The following is a 24,856-nucleotide window of genomic DNA, read 5'->3' on the forward strand; positions in this document are numbered from 1 at the left end:
TTTTGCGTCGCTTATTGTAAATCGCCAAAGGCGGTTTTCAGCCGTTTGCAGGCCTCTTCCACCCGCGCGCGCTGGGTGGCCAGATTGAACCGCTCAAAGTTCTCCCCGCCCGCGCCAAACCCGGGGCCGGGAGAGGTCGCGATCCGTGCGTCCTCGCGCAGGCGGCGCACAAACTCGGGGTGATCCATCCCGGTGCCCGAGAAATCGACCCAGGCCAGATAGGTCGCCTGCAGGGGCATCGACCACAGGCCGGGAATCCCGGCGATGGTGGCATCGAACAGTTTCCGGTTGGACTCCAGATGGGCGACCTGCTCATCGACCCATTTCGCGCCTTCAGGCGAATAGGCGGCGGTGATCATCGCCACACCCAGCGCGCTTGGGTCGAAATCCAGCGTTTGCAACCGGTGGCGCATCTCAGCCCGCAGCTTGGCGTCCGGGATAATCATGTTTCCGGTGCGCTGACCTGCGATGTTGAACGTCTTGGACGCGGCGGTCAGCGTCACGGTCCAGGGGCGCGCGTCGGGGGCGGCCACATCCATCGGCACGAAACTATGGCCGGGGTAAACCAGATCGTGGTGAATCTCGTCCGATACCAGGATCAACCCGTTGCGCTCGGCAAACGCCGCCACTGCGCGCAGTTCGTCCGGCGTCCAGACCCGGCCCGAAGGGTTCTGAGGGGAACACCAAAGCAGCAGCTTTTCCGACCCGTCCAGTCGCGACTGTGCATCCTCCAGATCAAGGCCATAGCTGTCGCCTTCGCGCACCAGCGGGCATTCGACCACGCGGCGGCCCGCCTTGTTCACTTTGTGTGCGAACTCGTGATAGACGGGGGTGAAAATCGCCACGCCATCGCCGGGCTCACTCCAGACGTCGATGCACAGGGCAATCGCGTTGCCTAGGCCCTGCGAGGTCAGAATCCAATCGGTGTCGACCTCCCAATTGTGGCGGGTCTTCATCCACCACTGGATCGCGTTCAGATAATCCGGGTGCATCCACGAATAGCCAAACGCGCCATGATCTGCCGCTTTCCGCACCGCTTCGATCACGCAGGGCGCGGTGGCATAGTCGGAATCGGCTGTCCACATGGCCAGCCCGTCCTCGGGCGAGACGCCGTAGAGCCGCTCCATCTTGTCCCATTTCGAAGAGTTGGTGCCCCGGCGGTCGATCAGGTCGTTGAAAGTCATGTCATCTCCATCTGTCGGGGCGAAAGCTAACCACAAATCCATCAGGTGCAAGGGGGCCGTTGCGGTGGCGGGCGCGATGGCCTAAATCAGCCTCATGAAACGCACTATTTTGATCCATCCCGACCCCCGCCTGAAAAAGGTCTGCGCGCCGGTGGCCGATATCACCGACGATCTGCGCAAACTGGCCGATGACATGCTGGAGACGATGTATGACGCGCCCGGCATCGGCCTCGCTGCGCCCCAGATCGGCGTGCTGGACCGGCTGATCGTGGTGGATTGCGTCAAGGAAGAGGGCGAGGCCCCGCGCCCGCTGGTGATGTTCAACCCCGAGGTCATCGCGGCCTCGGACGAAACCAGCGTCTACGAGGAAGGCTGCCTGTCGATCCCCGAGCAATATGCCGAGGTCACGCGCCCGAAAGTGGTGGATGTGACGTGGCTGGACCGTGATGGCAATCTGCAGCAAGAGACTTTCGATGGCCTCTGGGCCACCTGCGTGCAGCACGAGATCGATCATCTGAACGGCAAGCTGTTCATCGACTATCTCAAGCCGCTCAAGCGCCAGATGATCACGCGCAAGATGCAGAAGCTCAAGCGTGAGAAGGCCCGCGCATGACGGTGCGGACCTGCCTGCCATGGCCCGATAAACGCCTGCGGACCAAGGCCGAGGACGTCACCGAAATCACCGACGACATCCGCGCCATCTGGAACGACATGATCGACACTATGGAGGCGATGCCGGGTGTCGGCCTTGCCGCGCCCCAGATCGGGGTGATGCTGCGGCTGGCGGTTGTGGATGGCTCGACCGAGCGGGGCCGCGCCGTGCGGCTTGCGAACCCCGAGATCCTGCACAGTTCCATCGAACTGCGCGAACATGATGAGGCCAGCCCGAACTTGCCCGGTGTCTCGGCCAAGGTGAAGCGCCCGCGGGCCGTTACGGTCAAATTCCTCAACCAACACGGCCAGATCGACCGCCGCGATTTCGTAGGGATCGAGGCGACCAGCGTGCAGCACCAGATCGACCATCTGAACGGGCGGATGTATTTCGACCGGCTCAGCAAGGTCAAACGCGACATGCTGCTGCGCAAGGCCAGAAAGCAGGGGTAGCGATGCGCGTCGTGTTCATGGGAACGCCCGATTTCTCGGTCCCGGTGCTGGATGCGCTGGTCGGGGCCGGGCATGAGATCGCCGCGGTCTACTGCCAGCCCCCGCGCCCGGCGGGACGGGGCAAAAAGGACCGCCCGACACCGGTGCATGCGCGCGCTGACGCGCTGGGTCTGGCCGTTCGGCACCCGGTTTCGCTGAAATCTGCCGAAGAACAGCAAGCCTTTGCCGCGCTGAATGCCGATGTGGCCGTGGTCGTGGCCTATGGTCTGATCCTGCCCCAGCCGGTTCTGGACGCGCCGACCCATGGCTGCCTGAACATCCATGCCAGCCTGTTGCCGCGCTGGCGGGGGGCTGCGCCGATCCACCGCGCGATCATGGCAGGCGATGCGCAGACCGGCATCTGCATCATGCAGATGGAGGCCGGGCTGGACACTGGCCCCGTTCTGCTGCGCGAGGTAACCGATATCGGGACTGAGGAAACGACGGCGCAACTGCATGACCGCCTGTCGATCATGGGGGCCGGACTTATCGTTGAGGCGTTGAACAAACTGCCCGGCCTGACCCCCGAACCGCAGCCCGAGGACGGCGTGACCTACGCCGCCAAGATCGACAAATCCGAGGCGCGGATCGATTGGTCGGCCCCCGCCGCCGAAGTTGACCGGCAGATACGCGGTCTTTCCCCGTTTCCCGGCGCATGGACCGAATTTGAGGGCGACCGGATCAAACTGCTCGCCTCGCGGCTGGCCGAAGGGCAGGGCGCTCCGGGCGAGGTGCTGGACGGCACTCTGCGCGTGGCGTGTGGCACCGGCGCGGTCGAACTGCTGCGCTTGCAAAGGGCGGGCAAAGGCGCGCAGGATAGGGAAACTTTCCTGCGGGGCTGGCCCATCCCGGTCGGCACTCGCCTGACTTCGGAGTAAGCAGATGTTCCTGATCCTGATGGGCACCGTGGTGATTGCCGGGATCGTGGGCTATCTGTCCGAGACGACCGGCTTTACCCATAACGGCTATCTGCAATCGATCATCATCTGTGTGGGCGGGGCCTTCCTGTTCTATTTCCTCCGTATCATGTTCGGCATCAGCTTCGGCCCGCCGGGGCTGGACGCGGTGCTGTCCTCAATCGGCGCGCTGATCATCGTGCCGACGCATTGGAGGAAATGACGTGCCCATCGTCACCGTGATCGTTATTGGGGCCGCCGTCGGCTTCCTCGCCACCCGCCTGATGAGGATTTAGGCGGACATCCGCACCACCATGCTGATCGGTATCGTCGGCGCGCTGGTGGCGGAGGCCCTGTTTCGAAACGTCCTGGGTTGGTATTCGGGCTTTACGGGCTCGGTTTTGGGCGCACTACTCGTGATCTGGATTCGGCAGGTTTGCACCCGCCGTCGACCTTAACGGAATTCGCAGATTTCTGCCGATCCCAGCTGAGGGGCGGTGCGGGTCGTCATGTCGAACCTGTTGGCCTCGGACGCCGTCATCCAGTGCATCTCATCCTCGGATGCGGCGTCCAGCGTGAACCAATAGAAGTCCGGGTCCGCGCCGATATCTTCGAAATAGTCGAGGTATCGGTCGTGTTCCGGGTGATCCTCGGGCAGGTCTGCGGCGACATAGCCCCCACCACCCCAGCTGTGGACACCGACGCAGGCGCCGGGTTCCAGCACGCGCCGGTTGCCCGCCAGAAACAGGTCCGTTCCGCCCGAGGCAACCAGCCCGTCGGATGGCACCACCGTATCGAACCCTTCCTGCCGCACCACGCGGCTGAAGACGACGTTGGCGTCATCATCGACCGAGCCTTCGATATTCTGCAGCACCAGTGTTCTGATCTCGGGGTTTTCGTCGATCACCTCCTCAAAGGCGCTTAGGGTTCTGTGGTCGATCGTGCCGGTTGCGACGATCCGATCCCCGTCGGCGGTGAAGCTGATCGGCGTGTACGGGTCCGCGCAGGCCACCAACAGCGACAAGGCAGCCGGACAGAGAAATCGGAGGGTCATTGGCATCTTTCTTTCCTTACCCTAGCTCCGCGGCGGCCGCGCTTTGTAGACCGGCAACTGCCAGCCAAACAGCAGCGATCCCGCACGCAGCGCCCAGCAGGTCAAGGCGCATAATCCCAGCGCGGGCAGGCCTTCGAGCCCCAGACGCGTCACCAGCACCGCCATCAAGGCGCCGGCAAACGCGCACGAGACGTAAAGCTCGCCCTGTTTCAGCACCAGCGGCACCTCGTTGCAGACCACGTCGCGCATCAGCCCGCCCAGACAGCCCGTGGTGACCCCCATCAGCACCACGATGATGCCGGACTGGCCCAGCGAAAGGGCCGCGCCCGTGCCAGCCGCGACTGCAATGGACAGGGCGAAACTGTCCAGCCAGATCAGCCAATTGTACCGGCTTTCCACCAGATGTGCGGTGAAAAAGACCAGCACCGCCGCACCAACCGCGATCAGGATGTAATCCGGCTGGCCGACCCAGAAAACCGGGTGCCGGTCCAGCAGCAGGTCACGCACCGTGCCGCCGCCAACTGCCGTCAGGCAGGCGATGAAAGCAAAGCCCACCAGATCAAGCTGCGCCCGGCTGGCCACCAGCGCGCCGGTCAGCGCGAAGACCAGAACCGAGGCATAGTCCAGCAGGGCAAGCCCGCTCACGCCTGCGCCTTTTTCGGTTTGAACGGAGCCATGCCCGCCCGGGCCAGTTCATCGGCCTTTTCGTTTTCGGGGTGGCCCGCGTGGCCCTTGATCCATTCCCAGGTGACATCGTGCCGGGTCTGCGCCTCATCCAGCCGCTGCCACAGATCGACATTCTTGACCGGCTTCTTGTTCGAGGTTTTCCAGCCGTTCTGCTTCCACCCGAAAATCCACCCCGTCACGCCGTTCTTCACATACGCGCTGTCGGTGACGACGGTGATGGTCGAAGGGCGTTCGAGCGTCTCAAGCGCGCTGATCGCCGCCAGCAATTCCATGCGGTTGTTGGTGGTTTCGGCCTCACCGCCATTCAGTTCGCGTTCCTTCAGAACGGTCTCGCCATCCATCGCGCGCAGCAGCACGCCCCAGCCACCAGGGCCGGGATTGCCGGAGCAGGCGCCATCGGTATAGGCAAACAGCTCAGGCATGGGCCAGCACCAGAATGAACCCGTCATAAGACCCGGCCAGACCTTTGCCAACGCCGGTCGTGACCTGATTGATGGTGAACCCGACCCGGGCCAGCGCGTCCTCAATCTCGGTCTGTGAGTAATAGGTGTAGTAGCGGTCCAGTTCGTCGCGGTGCTCTCCGCTTCCCAGTTTCAGGCCGAGGAAGAAGATGCCCTTGGGCTTCAGGGCCCGGTGGATTGCGGCCAGATGCCGGGGAAAATCTGCGCGCGGGGCATGAAGCAGGGAAAAGCTGGCATAGACGCCGTCAAATTCCGCCACTTCGGTGACGTCATCAAACGTCCCCAGATGCGCTTCGATACCACAGTCGCGGGCATGGTCGATAAAGGCCGGGGTCGCATCCAGCGCGCGCACCTTTAGCCCTGCACGCTGAAAAAACGCGCTGTCGGAACCGGGGCCGGACCCCAGATCCAGCACGTAACCGCCCGCGACAACTGCGTCGGCAAAGCCTGTGCGCGCCTTTAGTTGTTCGGCGGGCAGAGGGATGCTCAGGTATTCGGACACACGCTTGGTATAGGCATTGATCGTTTTCTGATCGGTCACAGGTACACTCCGACAGACAGGCACAGGATGACGATGGCGGTCAGCAGGATGCGCAGCTTCATCCACCAGCGCGGGGCCAGACCCCAATACCAGAACAGCGCGTCCAGAAACAGCAGCCCGGCAAAGCCCATGATCAGGTTGATCCCGGCACTGACCGGCCCGCCGCCCGTCGTGAAAAACGCCCACAGTGCAGGCAGAACCGACAGCGTGTAACAGAGTGTCGCCTTGCTGCCGGATGTCTTGGTGGCAAAGCCCCACAGGATGCCGGACATGAAACTCAGGATCACCGAGCCGTAGAACAGTTGCACATAAGGCCCGACGAACCGCGACCCCAGCGCCTGACGGCCCCAGTCGTTCAAATCGCCGCTCAGATAGGTCAGCGCGCCCCAGACAAAGGGGATCAACCCCGCAAGGCCCAGATACAACGGGGCCTTGGGTGCGCCGTTCATGCCGGTTGCCGCAAAACCCGCGGCACTTTGAATTCGACGTTTTCCTGCGCGGTCTCGACCAGTTCGACCGTCACGTCATAGTGATCGCGGAAGGCGTCGATCACCTCGTTGACCAGAACCTCGGGGGCCGAGGCCCCTGCGGTGATCGCGATGGTTGAAATACCCTGCAGGGCGCGCCAGTCGATCTCGGTCGCGCGCTGCACCAGTTGCGCATAGTCGCATCCGGCGCGCGAGGCGACCTCGACCAGACGGCGTGAATTGGATGAGTTCGGCGCGCCGACCACCAGCAGGGCATCGGATTTCGGGGCCACGGCCTTCACGGCCTCTTGCCGGTTGGTAGTGGCGTAGCAGATGTCTTCCTTGTGCGGCCCGACGATGGCGGGGAACCGCGCCTGCAACGCTGCGATGATATCCTTGGTGTCATCCACCGACAGCGTGGTCTGGGTCACAAAGGCCAGTTTCGCGGGATCGCGCACAGCGACCTCAGCCACATCCTCGACGGTTTCGACCAGCAGCACCTCGCCATCGGGCAGTTGCCCCATGGTGCCAACCGTCTCGGGGTGGCCCTTGTGACCGATCATGATCATCTGCAACCCGGCATCCGCATGGCGTTGCGCCTCGACATGCACTTTCGAGACCAGCGGGCAGGTGGCATCCACATAGATCATCTCGCGCCGCTCCGCCGTTGCGGGCACCGATTTCGGCACACCATGGGCCGAGAAGATCACCGGGCGGTCATTGGGGCATTCATCCAGTTCCTCGACAAACACCGCGCCCTTGGCGCGCAGCCCGTCCACGACGAATTTGTTATGCACGATCTCATGCCGCACATAGACCGGCGCGCCCCATTTCTGCAGAGCCATCTCGACGATCTTGATGGCGCGGTCCACACCGGCGCAGAACCCGCGCGGCGCGGCCAGATAAAGTGTCAGTGGCGGCTTGGTCATGTCGCTGTCTCCTTGGGGCACAGGTAAGTCTTTTCCTTGCCTTGGTCCAGACAGGACCGCGTCATTCATCTGACATGAATCGGTGCTAGCCAGTAGCTGTTTGAGCACCTGACCATAGTTAAAGAGGCGCGGCCAGGGTGTTAAGCCCTGACCGCGCCATCATTCCCCCCGGAAGTGAGTGGCCGGGTGTCAGTGTCCACCTGCCGCAGCGACGCTGCGGGGCTCTGCGGGCATCTCGCGCGGAGGGCGGCCGATTACGTCGCGCAGGTCCTCCAGTTCAATGAAATTGTCCGCCTGACGGCGCAGTTCGTCCGAGATCATCGGCGGCTGGCTGCGGATGGTCGATACGACCGACACCCGCACGCCCTGACGCTGCAGGCTGGCAATCAGCGGGCGGAAATCCCCATCGCCCGAGAACAGCACGATATGATCGACGCGCGGTGCCAGTTCCATGGCATCTACGGTCAGTTCGATATCCATGTTTCCTTTGACTTTCCGACGCCCCATGCTGTCGGTGTATTCCTTGGCCGGTTTCGTCACCATGGTGAAGCCGTTGTAATGCAGCCAGTCAACCAGTGGACGGATCGGCGAATACTCGTCGTTTTCCAGTAGTGCTGTATAGTAGAAGGCGCGAAGTAGCTTGCCGCGGCGCATGAATTCCTGCCGCAGAAGTTTGTAGTCTATGTCAAAACCGAGTGCTTTTGCCGCAGCGTAAAGATTCGAGCCATCGATGAACAGCGCTAGCCGTTCGTCCTTATAAAACATAATAGTCCCTTCCGGTATAAACCAGAACGCAACGTGATGAGTGAGTGGTTGAAAAATGTGGCGCGCGCTGGTGAGCCTATAATTAGGGCATTTATCATGCATCGCAAGTATGCAATTCGCCGAATATAGGGGATTAAATGAGCAAACCCGTGCAAATTGCCGTAATTGCCCTGGGTGCCAATCTCAGGTTGAGAGGAAACAGTCCCAAGGTGACGCTTCAAATGGCTCTTGACGCGCTATCGCGTCAGGGCGTGCTGATTCGCGAAGCCAGCCGGTTCTTCGCGACCCCATGTTTTCCTGCGGGCGCGGGGCCGGATTACGTCAACGCGGCAGCGCTGATCGAGACGGACAAAACCCCCGGGGACCTGTTGCAGGTGCTGCACGAGGTCGAGCATGAGTTCGGGCGCGAACGGGAGCAACGCTGGGGGATGCGGACGCTGGATCTGGATCTGGTCTGCTACGGCGATCTGGTGCTGCCGGACCCTGCGGTGTTTGACCACTGGCTGACCCTGCCCGCACAGGCGCAGCGGCAGCAGGCACCGGAGCAGCTGGTTCTGCCGCATCCGCGCCTGCAGGACCGTGCCTTTGTGCTGGTGCCGATGGTCGATGTGGCCCCCGATTGGCGGCATCCGGTGCTGGGACGGACGGCCCAAGAATTGCTTGCCGCGCTGCCGTCGGCGGATGTCGCCGGGGTTACGCCCCTGTGATCCGCGCATTTGCAGCATTTCTTGCTTGTCAAGGCGTTCAAACAGCCTTAGATAAACCTCTTCCTGACATGGATTCACTAACGGAGAGCGCCCAATGGCCCGCGTGACGGTTGAAGATTGCGTAGACAAGGTTCCAAACCGGTTCGAACTGGTGATGCTTGCCGCCCATCGTGCGCGCGAGATTTCCGCCGGTGGCCCGATCACCGTGGACCGCGACAACGACAAGAACCCCGTTGTTTCCCTGCGCGAAATCGCCGATGAGACCCAAAGCGCCGACGAGCTGCGCGAGCGCCTGATCGAGGCCAACCAGACCCAGATCGAGGTGGATGAGCCCGAAGAAGATCAGATGGCGCTGCTGATGGGTGCGGAATCGGACAAGCCTGCCGATGACGACATGTCCGAGGAAAAACTGCTGCGCGCTCTGATGGAGGCTCAAGGCCAGGGGTAATCCCCAAAAACGAAGGTGCGGACCGGATGATTTCTGCTGAAGACCTGATTGCGCTGGTCCGCAACTACAACCCCAAAACGAATGCCGACCGCATCACCCGGGCCTATGAGTTCGGCAGGCAGATGCATGACGGGCAGTTCCGCCATTCCGGCGAGCCTTATTTCTCGCACCCCGTTGCCGTTGCCGCCATCCTGACCGAACAGCGTCTGGACGATGCGACCATCATTACAGCCCTGCTGCACGACACGATCGAGGACACCAAGGCCAGCTATGGCAAGGTGTCCGAACTGTTCGGGGACGAGGTCGCCAAGCTGGTCGATGGCGTCACCAAGCTGACCAACCTGCAACTGTCCAGCCGCGAGACCAAGCAGGCCGAGAATTTCCGCAAGCTGTTCATGGCCATGTCCAAGGACCTGCGGGTCATTCTGGTCAAGCTGGCCGACCGTCTGCACAACATGCGCACGATCAAGGCGATGCGCCCCGAAAAGCAGGTGCAGAAAGCGCGCGAGACGATGGATATCTATGCGCCGCTTGCGGGCCGAATGGGGATGCAGTGGATGCGCGAGGAACTGGAAGACCTCGCTTTCCGTGTGCTCAACCCCGAAGGCCGCCAGTCGATCATCCGCCGCTTTATCACTCTGCAGCGGGAAACCGGCGATGTGATCCACCGGATCACCGGCGACATGCGGCACGAGCTTGAGAAAGCCGGGATCGAAGCCGAGGTGTTCGGCCGCGCCAAGAAGCCCTATTCCATCTGGCGCAAGATGCAGGAAAAGGATCAGGGCTTCTCACGCCTGTCCGACATCTACGGGTTCCGCATCATCACCCAGACCGAGGAAGACTGTTACCGGACTTTGGGCGCGATCCACCAGCGCTGGCGCGCGGTGCCGGGGCGGTTCAAGGATTATATCAGCCAGCCGAAATCAAACGGCTATCGCTCGATCCACACCACCGTTTCGGGGCGTGATGGCAAACGGGTCGAGGTTCAGATCCGCACCCGCCAGATGCACGACGTGGCCGAAACCGGCGTTGCGGCGCACTGGTCCTATCGCGACGGTGTGCGCTCGGAAAACCCGTTTGCGGTCGACCCGGCCAAGTGGATCGCCAACCTGACGGAACAGTTCGACAACGAAGAGGATCACGAAGACTTCCTCGAAGCTGTCAAGCTGGAAATGTATTCCGACCAGGTGTTCTGTTTCACGCCCAAGGGCGACGTGGTCAAACTGCCGCGTGGGGCGACACCGATTGATTTCGCCTATGCGATCCATACCAGAATTGGCTATTCCTGCGTCGGGGCCAAGGTGGATGGCATCCGTGTGCCGCTGTGGACGCGGCTGAAAAACGGACAGTCGGTCGACATTATCACCGCCGATGGCCAGACGCCGCAGGTGACATGGCTTGAGATTGCCGTGACCGGCAAGGCGCGCACCTCGATCCGTCGGGCACTGCGCGAGGTGGACCGAGAGCGCTTTATCAAGCTGGGCAAGGAACTGGCGCGCGCAGGCTTTGAACATGTGGGCCGCAAGGCCACCGACAAGGCGCTGGACACCGCCGCGAAACACCTGCGCCTGAAGGACCGGCACGAGTTGCTGGCCCGTCTGGGCAGCGCCGAACTGACCGCGCATGACGTGGTCGAGGCGGTCTATCCCGATCTGGCCAAGGACGAAGGCGATGCCATCCCGCTGCGCCGCGCGGTGATCGGTCTGGAGCCCGGCCAGAAATTCGACCGCGCGCCATGTTGCCAGCCGCTGCCGGGCGAACGTATCGTCGGCATCACCTATCGCGGCAAGGGCGTGGTGGTGCACGCCATCGATTGCGACCGCCTGACCGAGTTCGAAAACGAGCCCGAACGCTGGGTCGATCTGCACTGGCATTCGGGCACGCACCCGGCCGTCTACGGCGCGACGCTGGATCTGACCATTGGCAATGACGCCGGGGTGCTGGGGCGTATTTGCACATTGATCGGCGAGAAAAAGGCCAATATCTCGAACCTCGAATTTGTTGACCGCAAACCGGATTTTTACCGTCTGCTGATCAATGTGGAACTGCGCGACCTGGAACAGTTGCATTCGCTGATGCTGACGCTCGAGGCGGAAAGCGACGTTGCGGCGGTCGAACGGTTTCGGGAACGCGCGAAAACCGCTGTTGCGGCTGGCTGAGAAAGGGTGAGCAGGAGTGGTTTTCAAGCGCCGAGATCGCCGCTCGCCTGTCCAGATCGCGTCAGAGTTCGTCTATCCGCGCGGCGGCTGGACCCGCGCCTTTCACTACGTCAAACACCGCGTCCGCCGCCTGCCTGACAGCCCCGAGCGCATTGCGCGCGGCATCGGGGCCGGGGTGTTCGCCGCGTTCACCCCGTTCTACGGCCTGCATTTTCTGGTGGCCGCCGTCCTCGCGCGGCTGTTGAACGGCAACATTCTGGCCGCGCTGTCAGGTACGTTCTTTGGTAACCCGCTGACCTATGTGCCCATAGGTGTGGTCAGCCTGCAGACCGGCCATTTCCTGCTGGGCACGCGGTTCCGCAAGGGCGACACCGACGGGCTGATGGGCAAGTTCGCCGATGCGATGGGTGATCTGAAAGACAACTGCATCGCCATGTTCACCGAACGTGAGGCCGACTGGCACGGGCTCAGCCGGTTCTATGACGATGTGTTCTTTCCCTACATGGTCGGCGGCGTCATTCCGGGCATCGTGGCGGGGGTGGCCTGCGGCTATCTCAGCCTGCCGCTGATCCGCACCTATCAGCAGCGCCGCCGCGCCAAGATCAAAGCGAAATTTGAAGAAATCAAACGTCTTGCGCAGGCAGAGGCTGACGTTACGGTGTCAAACCCACTAGGGTCGGCCCAAGGGACAATGAAGGATTCGAACGATGTCTGACACCCACCTGCGTCTTGGCGTGAATATCGACCACGTGGCCACCGTGCGCAATGCGCGCGGCGGGGCTTATCCCGACCCGCTGCGTGCCGCGAAGCTGGCCGAAGAAGCCGGGGCTGACGGCATCACCGCGCATCTGCGCGAAGACCGCCGCCATATCTCGGACGCCGATATCGACGGGCTGATGGAAGTTCTGTCGGTGCCGCTGAACTTCGAGATGGCCGCGACGGAAGAGATGCAGAAAATCGCCCTGCGCCACAAACCGCATGCGGTCTGCATCGTGCCCGAAAAGCGCGAGGAACGCACCACCGAGGGCGGGCTTGAGGTCGCGCGCGAAGAAAACAAGCTGGCCCATTACATCGCGCCCCTGCGCGAGGCCGGTTGCCGCGTTTCGATCTTCATCGCCGCCGACCAGCGCCAGATCGAGGCCGCCCACCGCATCGGGGCCGAGGTTATCGAACTGCACACCGGCGCCTATTGCGATGCCCATGCCGAGGGCCGCATGGACGAAGCCGCGCGCGAGCTGGAAGCCCTGCGCGAGATGTCGGCCTTTGCGCATTCGTTGGGCCTCGAAGTGCACGCGGGCCACGGCCTGACCTATGACACCGTCAAACCGGTTGCGGCTTTCCCCGAAGTGCGCGAGCTGAATATCGGCCACTTCCTGATCGGCGAGGCGATCTTTCTGGGCCTCACCCCCGCCATAGCCGAAATGCGCCGCCTGATGGATGAGGCGCGGGAATGATTGACCTGACCTCACTTGCGGTAACGGCCCTTGCCTTCTTTATCGTCGCGGTCTCACCGGGCCCCGCGAATATCTCAAACGCCGCAATCGCGATGAGTTACGGGCGCAGGATCAGCCTTATCTACGGTGTCGGCTTGTCCTGTGGTCTGGTGTTCTGGGGGCTGATTGCCGCAAGCGGCATGGGCGCGGTGCTGCAAAGCTCGCTCTACGTCCTGATGGTGCTCAAGGTGCTGGGCGGTCTCTACCTGCTGTGGCTGGCGTGGCAGTCGGGGCGGTCCGCGTTGCGGCCCGACGCCTCCAGAGTGTCCGTCCCGGCCAGCGGCAAATGGTTCTGGCGCGGGCTGGTCCTGAACCTGTCCAACCCGAAATCGGTGATTGCATGGATGGCGGCATTGTCGGTCGGCCTCGGCCCGGATGACGGTTTGCTGTCCGTTGGCGCCGCGACGTTGATCTGCATTGCGGCAGGGTTTCTGAACAACTTTCTCTATTCGATGCTGTTTTCGGTCAGCGGTATGATGGCCGGATACCGCCGGTTCCGCCGCTGGATCGACGGCGTTGTCGCCGGATTGTTCGCGGTTGCCGGACTGGGCCTGATCAGATCGGCCTTTGCGCGATGATCACCCCGGGCTTCATAGCGATCTGGTTCGCCTGGATCATGGCCGGAGGGTCCCCCGGACCCGCGACGATGGGCATTGCCGGAACCGCCATGAACGAAGGCCGCACCGCCGGTCTGGCCTTTGCCCTTGGCATCTGCGCAGGCTCCGCCGCCTGGGGCATTGCCGCCGCCTTGGGCCTGTCGGCGATCATGCTGGCCAATGTCTGGGTGTTCGAGGTGATCCGCTATGTCGGCGTCGCCTATCTGGGCTGGCTGGCGCTGAAAGCGCTGCGCCGGGCGATGACATCCGATGAGGTCGCGCTGGGCAACCCTGTTACTGGCTCGCTGGGCACCATTTTCGCCAAGGGCGCGGCCATTCACCTGACCAACCCCAAGGCGATCCTGAGCTGGGGCTCGATCTATGCCATCGTCGCGCCGAATGACGCCAGCCTGTCCATGCTGCTGGGCTATTTCGGCCTGCTCTACGCGGGCTCGCTGGCGATCTTCATCGGCTACGCCTTCCTGTTCTCGTCCGAGCGCATGGTCCGCACCTACCGCCGCGCCCGCCGCTGGTTCGATTTCGCCTTTGCGGGGTTCTTTGGGCTGGCGAGTTACAAGATCCTGACGGTGCGGTTGTCGTGATGAAATTGTGGCAGCCTGGGCAGAGAACCTTGTTGTTTAATCGGATAACATACGTTGTTTGGTTTTTTCTTCTATTGATGGTGTCGGTCAATTCGGGTTTTGCCAAAAATAAGCTGGGGCTCGATGGCCTGTTCTTTTTTCCTCTCGACCTCCTGGTGTTCCCGGTAATTATGGCGACACTGGTCCAATCGCATCCGTGGTCAAAACTCCATTCTGAAGCGATCCCAAGCGCGACGTTGTGGTACAACGCCTTCTACATGGTTGGCTTGTCAGTATCGGTGTTGCTGACTGTGCAGTTCGTTGGGTTGGTCTACAGGATCAGGTATTGGCACCAGATTGATTTTTGGGACCTTCTTCTAAGAAACAGTGTACTGCTGTTTTGGGCAGCGGTTTCCATCGGACTTTGCAGAACCGTATTATGGCAATCGACATAGACAAAACGAACGCTCTTTGGCGGTGAAAGAGGCTGAAAACCATGATCCTCGGCATCGGCACAGACCTCGCAAATATCGACCGCATAAAAGGAACACTCGACCGGTTCGGCGACCGGTTCCGCAACCGTGTCTTCACCGACACCGAACAGAACAAGGCCGAGCGCCGCCACGACACCGCAGGCACCTATGCCAAACGCTGGGCCGCGAAAGAGGCATGCTCCAAGGCGCTGGGCACCGGTCTGCGGATGGGGATCGCGTGGAAGGATATGGCCGTCACCAACCTGCGCACCGGCCAGCCTGTGATGCATGTCACCGGCTGGGCGGCCGAGCGGCTGAAAGAGATGACGCCCGAAGGCCACGAGGCGATCATCCACGTCACCCTGACCGACGATCACCCCTGGGCGCAGGCCTTTGTGGTGATCGAGGCGCGCCCGCTTCAAGATAGCGCCACCCGGCCTTGACTCGCCCCCACCCGCCCCGCATGTAGCACCCCAAAGACGCAAGGACTGGAGAGCAGTATGGCCGAGGAAGCCAAAACCGGAAGTGGCATTTGGGAAACGATCAAAACCATCGTTTACGCCCTGCTGATCGCAGGCGTCTTCCGGACCCTGTTTTTTCAGCCCTTCTGGATTCCGTCCGGTTCGATGAAGGAAACCCTGCTGATCGGGGATTTTCTGTTCGTCAACAAAATGGCTTACGGCTACTCCTACGCCTCGTGCCCCAGCCTGATCATTCCCAGCGTCGGTCTGAACATCGATGCCGAAGACGTCTGCGGCTGGATGCAGGGCGAGGATGGCAACCGTATCTGGGGCGGTGAGCCCGAGCGCGGCGATGTCATCGTTTTCCGCCACCCGGTCACCGGGCGCGACTATATCAAACGTCTGATCGGCCTGCCGGGCGACCGCATTCAGATCCGCGAAGGCCAGATCATCCTGAACGGCACGCCGGTCCCGCAGCAGCCCGATGGCGTCTTCACCGAAACCGCTGAACCGCAAGGCCCGCAACGCCTGCGCCCGCGTTGTTCCAACGGCCCGGTGGGGCTGGGTGGTGTGTGTGAAAAGAACCGCCTGATCGAAACCCTGCCGAACGGCGTGTCATACGATGTTCTGAATATCGGCAATCAGGGCTCGGACAACACCGGTATCTACACGGTGCCCGCCGGCCATTATTTCTTCATGGGCGACAACCGCGACAACTCTGCCGACAGCCGCATACCGCAATCGGCAAACGGGGTTGGCTATGTGCCCTATGAAAACCTGATCGGTCGCGCTGACCGCATCATGTTCTCGTCTGCTGGCCGGTCGATGCTGTTCTTTTGGACATGGCGCGGGGATCGGTTCTTCAAGGCGGTCAATTGAAGCTTTCCGCTGAGATAAGAGCGTTCCAGCAGCGGTTGGGGTATGAATTCTCGAACCCCGAATTACTGCTGCGCGCTCTGACGCACGGATCGGTCTCGTCGTCCACCCGCCCCGACAACCAAAGGCTGGAGTTTCTGGGCGACCGCGTGTTGGGCCTCGTCATGGCCACCGCGCTGCTCGAGGCCGACAGACAAGCCTCCGAGGGCCAACTGGCCCCGCGGTTCAACGCGCTGGTCCGGAAAGAGGCCTGCGCTGACGTGGCCCGCCAGATCGATCTGGGCGCGGTGCTGAAACTGGGCCGGTCCGAGATGCTCTCGGGTGGCCGCCGCAAACAGGCGCTGCTGGGCGACGCGATGGAGGCCGTCATCGCCGCCATCTACCGCGATGCAGGGTTCGAGGCCGCCCGCGACGTGATCCTGGCCCTCTGGGGCGACCGCATCCACACGGTCGAGGCCGATGCGCGCGACGCCAAAACCTCGCTTCAGGAATGGGCGCAGGCGCGCGGGCAGAAACCGCCCAGCTATATCGAGGTCAAACGCAGCGGCCCCGACCACGCGCCCGTCTTCACCATCGCCGCCCGCCTGCAGGACGGAACCGAGGCTCAGGCCACCGCAGGGTCCAAGCGGCAGGCTGAACAGGCGGCCGCCAAGGCGCTGTTGGAGCGGTTGGGTTGAACCTGCGCACCGGGGGTGAGGCGTGAAGATCAGGCCGGCAAAAAAGGAAGATGCCGCCAGCCTTGCGGCCTTGTCGATCGAGGTTTGGGTCGGCACTTACCTGCGGCAGGGCGTGAACTCATTCTTCGCCGATTTTGCGTTGACCGAGTTCACCACGGACCGGTTTGAGACCCTTCTTGAGGAAGGGAATGACTTTGTCATGGTCTCGGAAAACCGCGATGGCATCGACGGGTATGTTCGGCTGGCAAAAGGACGGGATGCACCCGTCGACGGGCTTTCCGATCTAGAGATTGTGACGTTTTACATACAGCCCAGACATCACGGAAAGGGTATTGGTACAGCTTTGCTGGACGTCGCCGTCGAGTATTGCCGGGACCACGGCAGGAGCGTGATCTGGCTGACGACAAACTCCGAGAACACACCCGCAATTGATTTCTATGTGTCCAAGGGGTTCAGGCAGGTTGGCACCACGGATTTCCGTATCGAAGGTCAAGCCTACCCGAACCATGTGCTGGCGCTGAACGTGCCGCTGCAACCCTAGGGGTCAGACCACCCGGATAAATCCGGTCAGCCCGGTTTTCTGGTGCTCGATCACATGGCAATGGAACGCCCAATCCCCGGGATTGTCGGCGACCAGAGCAATTTCCACCACCTCATCCTTGAGCAACAACATCGTATCCGTCAGCAATGGCGGCAGGTTGCGCAGGTTCGATTTCAACGGAACAAACGCCAGCCCGTGCAGGTGGATCGGATGCAGGTTCGGAGATTCATTGCGCAGGCGCAGAACATAACTCCTGCCCTGCTTCAGCGTCGCCAGCGGCCCGACCCCTTGCGCTGCGTCCCCCGGCCAGGGCGTGCGGTTGATCGACCAGAAATTATATCCCAGCGAGCCGCAGAACCCGTTGGTGGGCTCGCCGCCTTCGGGAGTCCAGCCAAAGACGAACTCATGTAGCTCGGCGTTTGCCAGATCGGGACGCGGCACCGGGTTGACCGGCAAAGGTTGCAGCTCACGCAGATCGCGGGCAAGGCTCGCGCCAATGGCCCGCAGCCGGGTCATCGCCCGGTGTGGCTGCCCCGGCAGTTTGGCCATCAGGTCGACGGTTTCGCCCTCGACTTCTGGCATCGCGACAGCAAAATCCACCCGCTGGCCCGGCCCGACCAATAGCGGATCTTCGGCGGTCGGCATCGCCACCTCACCCTCGACCGGGTGCCCGTCCCAGGCAATGATCCGGGCGTCTGCCCCCTGCAGATGCAGCTTGTAGATGCGGGTCGTATCCGAGTTGACAATGCGCAGGCGCACCAGCCCGCCTGCCGTGTGGTCATAGACCGGCGCTTGAAGCCAGTTGGCCGTGTGCACATTGCCAAAGGTTCCCGCCCGCGCAGCCCCGCGCGGCGTATAGGCGGGCAGGAATGCGCCCACCTCGTCCAGCCGGAAGTCGCGCAGGTTGATCACCTGTTCGCTGTCGAAACCGGGGTCCTCGGCTTCGGCAATCACCATCACGCCGGTCAGGCCATGGGCCATCTGCTCCATCGTCATGCAATGTGGATGATACCAATAGGTGCCTGCATCCGGGGGCGTGAATTCATAGTCAAACCGCTCGCCCGGCCCGATGGGCATCTGCGTCAGATAGGGGACCCCGTCCATTGCGTTGGGAATCCGCAGCCCGTGCCAGTGCATCGCGGTATAATCCGGCAGCGTGTTGCGCACCGGCAGCCGCATCACCTCGCCCTGGCGGCCGTACAGAACCGGGGGCGGCGCGTCTGGCGACAGGCTGACCATGCCGGTCGTCACCTGATCGCGCAGGGCAAAGCTGGCGGGCTGCATGGTCAGTTCCTCAGCCCCCGCAGCCAAGCCGAATGTGCCCAGCCCCAGCGCTCCGGCAGCGGCCCCGCTGCCCAAAAGAAACTCGCGTCGTTTCATTTTTGCCTCATTGAAAAGGGTGTGCCTGGCTGGGTTTGGCGTGGCGTGTTCGCATATTTGCCGCCCTATCCGCATGGCGGCAATGCGACAAATGCCTCTGGCCCGCAGGTTCATTCTGCTATAGGGGTGCGCACCTGCAAACAGGATCGCATCACACATGACCACACGCGCCGGATTTATCGCCCTGATCGGAGAGCCCAACGCAGGCAAATCCACCCTTCTGAACCGCATGGTCGGGGCCAAGGTCTCGATCGTGACGCATAAGGTGCAAACCACCCGCGCCCGCATTCGCGGCGTGGCGATGGAGGGTGATGCGCAACTGGTTTTCGTTGACACGCCGGGCCTGTTCAAACCCCGCCGCCGTCTGGACCGCGCCATGGTCGCCGCCGCATGGGGCGGCGCCGCCGATGCCGATGTTGTCGTGCTGATGGTCGAGGCGCATCGCGGCATCACCGAAGGGGTCGAGCGCATCCTCGAAGGTCTGGAAGAGATCGGGCAGGGCCGCACCATCGCGCTGGCCATCAACAAGATCGACAAGGTGCCATCCGAGAAATTGCTGGCGCTGACCAGCGACCTGAACGCGCGTTATCCGTTTGCCGAAACCTTCATGATTTCCGCCGAAAAGGGTCACGGCGTTGACGATCTGCGCACGTGGTTGGCCTCGGAACTGCCCGAAGGTCCGTGGCTTTACCCCGAAGACCAGATCGCCGACCTGCCGCTGCGCATGATCGCTGCCGAAATGACGCGCGAGAAACTGACCCTGCGCCTGCATCAGGAACTGCCCTATCAACTGACCGTCGAGACCGAGAACTGGGAAGAGCGCAAAGACGGCTCGGCCAGGATCGATCAGGTCATCTATGTCATGCGCGACGGCCACAAGGGCATCGTGCTGGGCAAACGCGGCGAGACCATCAAGGCGGTCAGTCAGGCCGCACGGGCCGAGTTGGAAGAGTTCCTGGACCGCAAGATCCACCTGTTTCTGCAGGTGAAAGTCCGGCCCAACTGGCTTGAGGAATCCGAGCGGTATTCGGAAATGGGTCTGGATTTCAAAGACGGCAATGCATGACGCGGCTGACGGCGGAATTCTGGGTCCATGCCTATCTGGCGCGGCTGCGCCTGCAGGATATCCCGGCCTTTGTCGTCACTCATGGCGACAACACCGCCGGCGCTGTTCTGGTCAAGCTGAACACGCTCGACGGGAAAGCGGTCGCGTTCCAGCGCAGCTTCGATCTGATGAGCGGTGCGCGGAAATGGGTCGAACTGTCCAGCGGCCCCGAGTCTGACGTCGATGCCGCCGTCACCCGGCAGCGCGGCTTTGACCCCGACCTCTGGGTGATCGAGGTCGAAGACCGGCAGGGGCGGCATCTGCTGGGCGAGGAAGGGCTGGACTGACGTCCGCGCCAACGGGTCTTGGACAGGCGGCGCAAAGCGATTATTTTGGCGCGGTGTCCCGCACGGTCAGAATCCGGCACATCCCGCGGATACAGCAGGAAAAATGAGGTGTTGGCGTGGCTGAAACGCTTGCAGAGAAACTGGAAAAGTCAAATCTGGGCCACTGGATGCAGCGGTTCGAGGGGTTCATGGTGTTCATCGGCGTGGTCGGCCCCTTTGCGACGCTGCCGCAGCTGGTCAAGCTGTATTTCACCCATTCCCAACACGCCACCGGCCAGTCGCTGCTGTCCTGGTCGCTTTATGCGGCGCTGTCTTTTCTGTGGTTCGCCTATGGGCTGGTCGTCGGCAAGCTGCCGATCTATGTGGGCAATGGCATCTCGATGGTGCTGAACATCCTGATGGTCGTCGGCATCCTGATCCACGCCGGTATGACATTCTGACGGGGCGCGGGGCTCTCACCAGCCGCTGCTTTTGAGGGTGACGTCGTGCCCGGTGGCGCTGAGCGTGTCCCCGGCAAAACCCTTCACCTTGGGGGCAAAGGCCTGAAAATAGGGCTGAGCCTGAACATGGGCCAACGTTTCGGCACTGTCCCATCGGCCCCAGTGAAACCGGGTGACGCCGTCATCGGCCACGGCGACCTGATATGTGAACTTGCCCGCCGCAGCCGGGTCGCTGTTGATTGCCGCGATGAATTCGGTGACGGCGGCCAGCCATTCGGCCTCGTCCCCGTCGTATTTGTAGGTGATTGTGATGCCTCGCATGGTATCGGATCCTTGTTTAACGATATAGTTAAATTAATCCGTGCAAGGCTGATGGGTCAAGCTTTCGTGGACGGGTCGACCAAACCCGCTAGTCCAAATTCCACCCCTCTTCGTACCGACCCAACACCCGGGACAGGTCCCGCAGCGAGGCAAAAAGCCTTGCATACACATCCCGGGACAACATCGGCTTGTTGTCGTCTAGCAGTTGAACAAGATCGACCACATCGGCGGCAAACGCCTCGTAGACATGCTTGTCCGCAGCGGTGGGATCCAGCGTCCAGATGTCGTTGTCATCGTAATAGGTGGCTGGCAGGGGTTCGTCATCAATCATAAAATGCCCTCTTTCCTGATGACGGCACAGGTGGGGGCGACAAGAACGCGGACAAAACGGATGGCAGAAAGTCACAAGAGTTTGGCGGCTTTGAAAAGGGCCCCTGAATCGTCAGCACTTGCGTATCAGGCGTCCTTGGGATTTTCTGCGGGCAGGCTGACACAAAACCGGATCACATCTTGGACTGGCGCGATCACGGCATTCTTCTGACCTCTCGCCGTCATGGCGAAACGGCAGCGATTATCGAGGTCTTTACCGAGGGCCACGGTCGCCATGCCGGTGTCGTGCGCGGTGGCACCAGCCGCAAGATCGCGCCGATCCTGCAGCCCGGTGCGCAACTGGATGTGCTGTGGCGTGCGCGGCTCGAGGAACATATCGGCAGTTTTCAGGTCGAACCCCTGCGGTCCCGCGCGGCGGCGGCGTTTTCGGGGCGGATGGCGCTGGCGGGGCTGAACGCGGTGGTGGCGCTGCTGTCCTTCTGCCTGCCGGAACGTGAGCCGCATCCCGCGATCTACAAACAGACCGAACAGTTGATGGACCTGCTGGGGCAGGATGAGATCTGGCCGCTGGCCTATCTGCGTTGGGAACTGGCGCTGCTGGAGGAGCTGGGCTTTGGCCTTGACCTGCAAACCTGCGCTGTGACTGGCGCGGCGGAGGGGCTGGTCTATGTCTCGCCCAAAACCGGGCGGGCCGTCAGTGCCAAGGGGGCAGGGGAATGGGCCGACAAGCTGTTGCCGCTGCCGCCCTGCTTGCGTGGCGAAGGGCAGGCGCCGGATTCAGAAATTGTCGAGGGGCTGAAAACCACCGGCTATTTCCTGCAGCACCGCGTCGCCCCGGCACTGGGGCATAACCCGCTGCCCGAGGCGCGGTCGCGGTTTCTAGAACAGCTTATTCGGCGGCTTTGAACACCATTTCGTGCCCATCCTCGTTGCGCAGGATCAGCACGTCGCCGGATACCTCGGACTGCGTCATCGCCATCAGGGCGGCGAAATAGAACCCCTCGGCCTCGAGACCGGCGCAGGCGGCGCGGGTGGCGGTCAGGTCCGTGACTTCGAACCACGGATAGGGTGCGTTCAGCGCGCCGTTATAGCTGTTGCAGGGGGCATTGCCCTCGATCCGGCCCTGTTCGGGAAAGCGCAGCAGGGCGCTGGCTTCATAGGGCTGCCCGTCAATTTCCTGCAGCACCCATGTCTGATCCGCCGCACCATAGGCGGCGACGGTTTCGTCCTTGTCACATTGGAACAAGGCCATCAGAGGCAGCAGAAGGGTCAGGCGTGTCATCGGGAGTATCCTTCAATACGGGTTCGCGCCGCTCAGCAATTCCTCGCGCACCTCCAGGCGGGGCCGCCAGTTATAGCGTGTGTCCTCGACCACCGGGGTCCAGAACAGCGCGCCGCTGTTGCGCCAGGGATCGAGGATGATGCCCTTGTCCATCGGGTCACCTTTGGCGCTGATCAGCGCCGAGTGATGGATGATCCGGAACTGCGTCGGCGGAGAGGTGATCCAATGCAGGTCCAGCGTTTTGAACTGCTCTTGCCGTAGACGCCCGGTCATGGCCTCGGCCCAGTCGTTGCACAGGCCCTTTTCGCGAAACCCGTTGGCGATCTTGGCGTTGTGGATGATGGCCGCGTCGGTGACGTTCCATTCCTGCTTCAGTCGCTGAGAATGGATATAGGCGATGACGGCGGCCTCTTGCGCCTCGGCCGGATCGACATCGGGGCCGAGGCTTCGGATGGCTTGCGCCAGCTCGTCAATATCGCTTTGGGTGGCGGTCGCCGGCGCTGTAGCACAGCCGCCAAGTGCCAGGGCGGCGAGGATTGCCCAAAGTGCCAGAAGTCGTCTCGTCATATAACTGCTCGGTCAGGGGTGTTGTCTCGCAGGACGCTCTACCTGTGTTCCGGCCCGGATCATAGGGGAAGTTGCTGCATCGACGGATCAGGGCAGGGTGGTCGACCCGCTGGCACAGAAAAAGACCCGGCACAAAGGCCGGGTCAGTCGGGGAAACAGGAGTGCCTAATTCGGTCACCCAAGCAGACGCCGTGCGATGACCTGTGCCTGAATTTCGGCGGCCCCTTCGAAAATGTTCAGAATGCGCGCGTCACACAGAACGCGGCTGATCTTGTATTCCAGTGCAAAGCCGTTGCCGCCGTGGATTTGCAGACCGTTATCCGCTGCCGCCCAGGCCACGCGCGCGCCCAGCAGCTTGGCCATCCCGGCCTCAAGATCGCAGCGCTGGCCGTGATCTTTCTCCCACGCGCTGAAATAGGTCAGCTGGCGGGCGATCATGATCTCGACCGCCATCATTGCCAGTTTGCCCGAGACGCGGGGGAAGTTGATCAGCGACTTGCCGAACTGCTTGCGGTCCTGCGCGTATTGCATGGCAATATCCAGCGCGCTTTGCGCCACGCCGATGGCGCGGGCGGCGGTCTGGATGCGGGCGGATTCGAAGGTCTCCATTAGCTGTTTAAAGCCTTTACCTTCTTCACCGCCCAGCAGGTTCTCGCCCTTGACCTTGAAGCCGTCAAAGCCCAGTTCGTATTCCTTCATGCCGCGATAGCCCAGAACCTCGATCTCGCCACCGGTCATGCCGGAGGTGGGGAAGGGGTTTTCGTCCGTGCCCGGTGTTTTCTCGGCCAGAAACATGGACAGGCCACGATGGTCCGTGGTGTCCGGGTTGGTACGGGCCAGCAGGGTCATCACATGGGTGCGTGCCGCGTGAGTGATCCATGTTTTGTTTCCGGTGACCTCATAATCGCCCTCGGCATTTTTGACCGCGCGGGTGCGCAAGCTGCCGAGGTCGGAGCCGGTGTTGGGTTCGGTGAAAACGGCGGTGGGCAGAATCTCGGCGCTGGCGATTTTGGGCAGCCACTGCGCTTTTTGCTCATCCGTGCCGCCGGCGATGATCAACTCGGCGGCGATTTCGGACCGTGTGCCCAACGAGCCGACACCGATATAGCCGCGCGACAGTTCCTCGGACACGACGCACATCGAGGCTTTGGACAGCCCGAACCCGCCGAATTCTTCGGGGATGGTCAGGCCAAAAACGCCCATCTCGGCCAGTTCCTCGATGATCTCGATCGGGATCAACTCGTCCTTCAGGTGCCAGTCATGCGCATTCGGTTCGACCTTTTCCTGCGCATAGCGGCGGAATTGCTCGCGGATCATCTCAAGCTCTTCGTCCAGACCCGAGGCCCCGAACATGGTCGAACCGGCCTGATCCTGCATCAATTCGACCAGACGCGTGCGCGCGGCCTGCGAATTGGCCTGCGCCATTAGGGTCTGCACTTCGCTGCACTGGAAGCCCGACAGCGCATCCCATCCCAGCCCCAAATCCTGCAGGCGCACGACTTCACCCTGATTCATCGGGATGCCGCCTGCGACCTGATGCAGGTATTCACCAAAGGCGATCTGGTGCAAAAGCTGCTCGACCTCGCCGAACTTGCCTTCGGCCTCCAGCGCCTCGGCCCAGCGTTGCATCTGGGTGAGTGACTGGTGATAGGTGGCCAGCCACGCCAGCCCGTGGGCGGCGGTCTGGTTGGCCTCGATCAGAGCGCCCGAGATGCGGCCATCTGCCGTCACCATGCCGCGCACGGACTCGCGGGCGCGCTCGAACACGGTCTTGACTGCTGGCACTGCGGCCCGGGTCAGGGCAAGAAGGTCGGGCAAAACTGCTGCTGTCGTCATCTCGGTCATATCCTGTCCGTCGTGGGCCATGAATCGCATCCTTTTGTCGGTCGTACGGTCATACCATGCTGCACATGCAGCGCAACAAAAATACCTGTGGAGGCATAAAAAAGTTCGAAAGTTGCGCTGTTCATTTTGCAGGTGCAGAGCGCCCGGTGGATGATATTGA

Annotated in this window: 35 protein-coding genes; 21 read left to right on the forward strand and 14 right to left on the reverse strand. The window is 62.0% G+C overall.

The window, feature by feature from the left end:
• Positions 1–11: 11 nt before the first annotated feature.
• Entirely contained in the window at positions 12–1,184 is a 1,173-nt protein-coding gene (locus tag ACR0EZ_RS08735) for a MalY/PatB family protein (protein WP_480612300.1), read from the reverse strand.
• Positions 1,185–1,278: 94 nt separating this feature from the next.
• On the opposite strand from ACR0EZ_RS08735, the gene def (ACR0EZ_RS08740) reads away from it, so the two are divergent.
• From def (ACR0EZ_RS08740) to ACR0EZ_RS08760, 5 genes are all read left to right on the forward strand, one after another.
• Positions 1,279–1,797 (forward strand): peptide deformylase, encoded by a 519-nt coding sequence (gene def / locus ACR0EZ_RS08740; protein WP_480612302.1) that lies wholly within the window; start codon positions 1,279–1,281, stop codon positions 1,795–1,797.
• Positions 1,794–2,288: a peptide deformylase gene (def, locus tag ACR0EZ_RS08745; protein ID WP_480612304.1), complete on the forward strand. Its 495-nt coding sequence runs from the start codon at positions 1,794–1,796 to the stop codon at positions 2,286–2,288. The genes def (ACR0EZ_RS08740) and def (ACR0EZ_RS08745) overlap by 4 nt, the downstream gene beginning before the upstream one ends.
• A gap of 2 nt (positions 2,289–2,290) precedes the next feature.
• On the forward strand, positions 2,291–3,205 hold the full coding sequence (gene fmt / locus ACR0EZ_RS08750; RefSeq protein WP_480612306.1) for a methionyl-tRNA formyltransferase: 915 nt from the start codon (positions 2,291–2,293) through the stop codon (positions 3,203–3,205).
• Between the two features lie 4 nt (positions 3,206–3,209).
• The gene (locus tag ACR0EZ_RS08755) at positions 3,210–3,446 is read left to right on the forward strand and encodes a hypothetical protein (RefSeq protein WP_480612308.1); all 237 of its coding nucleotides are present in this window, start codon (positions 3,210–3,212) and stop codon (positions 3,444–3,446) included.
• Positions 3,447–3,537: 91 nt separating this feature from the next.
• Positions 3,538–3,681, forward strand: a complete 144-nt coding sequence (locus ACR0EZ_RS08760) for a GlsB/YeaQ/YmgE family stress response membrane protein (RefSeq protein WP_480612310.1) — start codon at positions 3,538–3,540, stop codon at positions 3,679–3,681.
• Here ACR0EZ_RS08760 and ACR0EZ_RS08765 read toward each other — a convergent pair.
• The 7 genes from ACR0EZ_RS08765 to ACR0EZ_RS08795 form a co-directional block, all read right to left on the reverse strand.
• A complete protein-coding gene (locus ACR0EZ_RS08765; protein WP_480612312.1) occupies positions 3,678–4,283 on the reverse strand; it encodes a COG3904 family protein in 606 nt (201 codons plus the stop codon). The genes ACR0EZ_RS08760 and ACR0EZ_RS08765 overlap by 4 nt on opposite strands.
• 15 nt (positions 4,284–4,298) lie before the next feature.
• A complete protein-coding gene (locus ACR0EZ_RS08770; RefSeq protein ID WP_480612314.1) occupies positions 4,299–4,922 on the reverse strand; it encodes a trimeric intracellular cation channel family protein in 624 nt (207 codons plus the stop codon).
• Positions 4,919–5,386 (reverse strand): ribonuclease HI, encoded by a 468-nt coding sequence (rnhA, locus tag ACR0EZ_RS08775; protein WP_480612316.1) that lies wholly within the window; start codon positions 5,384–5,386, stop codon positions 4,919–4,921. The genes ACR0EZ_RS08770 and rnhA overlap by 4 nt, the downstream gene beginning before the upstream one ends.
• The gene (locus ACR0EZ_RS08780) at positions 5,379–5,966 is read right to left on the reverse strand and encodes a class I SAM-dependent methyltransferase (RefSeq protein ID WP_480612317.1); all 588 of its coding nucleotides are present in this window, start codon (positions 5,964–5,966) and stop codon (positions 5,379–5,381) included. Before ACR0EZ_RS08780 ends, rnhA begins: the two co-directional genes overlap by 8 nt.
• Entirely contained in the window at positions 5,963–6,415 is a 453-nt protein-coding gene (locus tag ACR0EZ_RS08785) for a DUF3429 domain-containing protein (RefSeq protein WP_480612319.1), read from the reverse strand. Before ACR0EZ_RS08785 ends, ACR0EZ_RS08780 begins: the two co-directional genes overlap by 4 nt.
• Positions 6,412–7,362 carry a 4-hydroxy-3-methylbut-2-enyl diphosphate reductase gene (gene ispH, locus ACR0EZ_RS08790; protein WP_480612321.1) on the reverse strand — a complete coding sequence of 317 codons (951 nt, stop codon included), beginning with the start codon at positions 7,360–7,362 and terminating at the stop codon, positions 6,412–6,414. The genes ACR0EZ_RS08785 and ispH overlap by 4 nt, the downstream gene beginning before the upstream one ends.
• Before the next feature lie 189 nt (positions 7,363–7,551).
• Positions 7,552–8,127: a LabA-like NYN domain-containing protein gene (locus tag ACR0EZ_RS08795; RefSeq protein ID WP_170686665.1), complete on the reverse strand. Its 576-nt coding sequence runs from the start codon at positions 8,125–8,127 to the stop codon at positions 7,552–7,554.
• A 137-nt stretch (positions 8,128–8,264) separates the two neighbouring features.
• Between ACR0EZ_RS08795 and folK the strand changes: the two genes are divergently transcribed.
• From folK to ACR0EZ_RS08855, 12 genes are all read left to right on the forward strand, one after another.
• Positions 8,265–8,834, forward strand: coding sequence for a 2-amino-4-hydroxy-6-hydroxymethyldihydropteridine diphosphokinase (gene folK / locus ACR0EZ_RS08800; RefSeq protein ID WP_480612323.1), 570 nt, complete (start codon positions 8,265–8,267; stop codon positions 8,832–8,834).
• A gap of 94 nt (positions 8,835–8,928) precedes the next feature.
• Entirely contained in the window at positions 8,929–9,282 is a 354-nt protein-coding gene (gene rpoZ / locus ACR0EZ_RS08805; RefSeq protein WP_010437681.1) for a DNA-directed RNA polymerase subunit omega, read from the forward strand.
• A 26-nt stretch (positions 9,283–9,308) separates the two neighbouring features.
• Positions 9,309–11,441 carry a RelA/SpoT family protein gene (locus tag ACR0EZ_RS08810; protein ID WP_480612324.1) on the forward strand — a complete coding sequence of 711 codons (2,133 nt, stop codon included), beginning with the start codon at positions 9,309–9,311 and terminating at the stop codon, positions 11,439–11,441.
• A 16-nt stretch (positions 11,442–11,457) separates the two neighbouring features.
• The gene (locus ACR0EZ_RS08815; protein WP_480612326.1) at positions 11,458–12,156 is read left to right on the forward strand and encodes a DUF2062 domain-containing protein; all 699 of its coding nucleotides are present in this window, start codon (positions 11,458–11,460) and stop codon (positions 12,154–12,156) included.
• Positions 12,149–12,895: a pyridoxine 5'-phosphate synthase gene (locus tag ACR0EZ_RS08820; protein WP_480612328.1), complete on the forward strand. Its 747-nt coding sequence runs from the start codon at positions 12,149–12,151 to the stop codon at positions 12,893–12,895. Before ACR0EZ_RS08815 ends, ACR0EZ_RS08820 begins: the two co-directional genes overlap by 8 nt.
• A complete protein-coding gene (locus ACR0EZ_RS08825; protein WP_480612329.1) occupies positions 12,892–13,512 on the forward strand; it encodes a LysE family translocator in 621 nt (206 codons plus the stop codon). The genes ACR0EZ_RS08820 and ACR0EZ_RS08825 overlap by 4 nt, the downstream gene beginning before the upstream one ends.
• A complete protein-coding gene (locus tag ACR0EZ_RS08830; RefSeq protein ID WP_480612331.1) occupies positions 13,509–14,132 on the forward strand; it encodes a LysE family translocator in 624 nt (207 codons plus the stop codon). Before ACR0EZ_RS08825 ends, ACR0EZ_RS08830 begins: the two co-directional genes overlap by 4 nt.
• Before the next feature lie 77 nt (positions 14,133–14,209).
• Entirely contained in the window at positions 14,210–14,566 is a 357-nt protein-coding gene (locus ACR0EZ_RS08835) for a hypothetical protein (protein WP_480612333.1), read from the forward strand.
• Positions 14,567–14,607: 41 nt separating this feature from the next.
• Positions 14,608–15,027 (forward strand): holo-ACP synthase, encoded by a 420-nt coding sequence (gene acpS / locus ACR0EZ_RS08840; RefSeq protein WP_480612335.1) that lies wholly within the window; start codon positions 14,608–14,610, stop codon positions 15,025–15,027.
• Between the two features lie 57 nt (positions 15,028–15,084).
• On the forward strand, positions 15,085–15,924 hold the full coding sequence (lepB, locus tag ACR0EZ_RS08845) for a signal peptidase I (RefSeq protein WP_480612336.1): 840 nt from the start codon (positions 15,085–15,087) through the stop codon (positions 15,922–15,924).
• Entirely contained in the window at positions 15,921–16,598 is a 678-nt protein-coding gene (rnc, locus tag ACR0EZ_RS08850; RefSeq protein WP_480612338.1) for a ribonuclease III, read from the forward strand. The genes lepB and rnc overlap by 4 nt, the downstream gene beginning before the upstream one ends.
• A gap of 22 nt (positions 16,599–16,620) precedes the next feature.
• On the forward strand, positions 16,621–17,139 hold the full coding sequence (locus tag ACR0EZ_RS08855) for an N-acetyltransferase family protein (protein ID WP_480612340.1): 519 nt from the start codon (positions 16,621–16,623) through the stop codon (positions 17,137–17,139).
• 3 nt (positions 17,140–17,142) lie between these two features.
• Here ACR0EZ_RS08855 and ACR0EZ_RS08860 read toward each other — a convergent pair whose 3' ends face one another.
• Entirely contained in the window at positions 17,143–18,519 is a 1,377-nt protein-coding gene (locus ACR0EZ_RS08860) for a multicopper oxidase family protein (protein WP_480612342.1), read from the reverse strand.
• A gap of 157 nt (positions 18,520–18,676) precedes the next feature.
• Here ACR0EZ_RS08860 and era point away from each other — a divergent pair, with 157 nt between their 5' ends.
• The 3 genes from era to ACR0EZ_RS08875 all read left to right on the forward strand — a co-directional run bounded on the left by era (position 18,677) and on the right by ACR0EZ_RS08875 (position 20,351).
• Positions 18,677–19,585 (forward strand): GTPase Era, encoded by a 909-nt coding sequence (gene era, locus ACR0EZ_RS08865; RefSeq protein ID WP_480612344.1) that lies wholly within the window; start codon positions 18,677–18,679, stop codon positions 19,583–19,585.
• The gene (locus ACR0EZ_RS08870; protein WP_480612345.1) at positions 19,582–19,911 is read left to right on the forward strand and encodes a DUF1491 family protein; all 330 of its coding nucleotides are present in this window, start codon (positions 19,582–19,584) and stop codon (positions 19,909–19,911) included. The genes era and ACR0EZ_RS08870 overlap by 4 nt, the downstream gene beginning before the upstream one ends.
• Positions 19,912–20,027: 116 nt before the next feature.
• Entirely contained in the window at positions 20,028–20,351 is a 324-nt protein-coding gene (locus ACR0EZ_RS08875; protein WP_480612347.1) for a SemiSWEET transporter, read from the forward strand.
• Between the two features lie 15 nt (positions 20,352–20,366).
• Here the strand turns inward: ACR0EZ_RS08875 and ACR0EZ_RS08880 are convergent, their stop codons facing one another.
• A complete protein-coding gene (locus ACR0EZ_RS08880) occupies positions 20,367–20,672 on the reverse strand; it encodes a putative quinol monooxygenase (RefSeq protein WP_480612348.1) in 306 nt (101 codons plus the stop codon).
• Between the two features lie 88 nt (positions 20,673–20,760).
• A complete protein-coding gene (locus ACR0EZ_RS08885) occupies positions 20,761–21,003 on the reverse strand; it encodes a hypothetical protein (protein WP_480612349.1) in 243 nt (80 codons plus the stop codon).
• A gap of 179 nt (positions 21,004–21,182) precedes the next feature.
• On the opposite strand from ACR0EZ_RS08885, the gene recO reads away from it, so the two are divergent.
• A complete protein-coding gene (recO, locus tag ACR0EZ_RS08890; RefSeq protein WP_480612351.1) occupies positions 21,183–21,908 on the forward strand; it encodes a DNA repair protein RecO in 726 nt (241 codons plus the stop codon).
• Here the strand turns inward: recO and ACR0EZ_RS08895 are convergent.
• From ACR0EZ_RS08895 to ACR0EZ_RS08905, 3 genes are all read right to left on the reverse strand, one after another.
• Entirely contained in the window at positions 21,892–22,284 is a 393-nt protein-coding gene (locus ACR0EZ_RS08895; protein WP_480612352.1) for an META domain-containing protein, read from the reverse strand. The genes recO and ACR0EZ_RS08895 overlap by 17 nt on opposite strands.
• A gap of 12 nt (positions 22,285–22,296) precedes the next feature.
• Entirely contained in the window at positions 22,297–22,851 is a 555-nt protein-coding gene (locus tag ACR0EZ_RS08900; RefSeq protein ID WP_480612354.1) for a hypothetical protein, read from the reverse strand.
• Between the two features lie 174 nt (positions 22,852–23,025).
• Positions 23,026–24,717, reverse strand: coding sequence for an acyl-CoA dehydrogenase family protein (locus tag ACR0EZ_RS08905; protein WP_480612356.1), 1,692 nt, complete (start codon positions 24,715–24,717; stop codon positions 23,026–23,028).
• Positions 24,718–24,856: the final 139 nt, after the last annotated feature.

The organism is Ruegeria sp. AK4 (genome assembly GCF_056541025.1).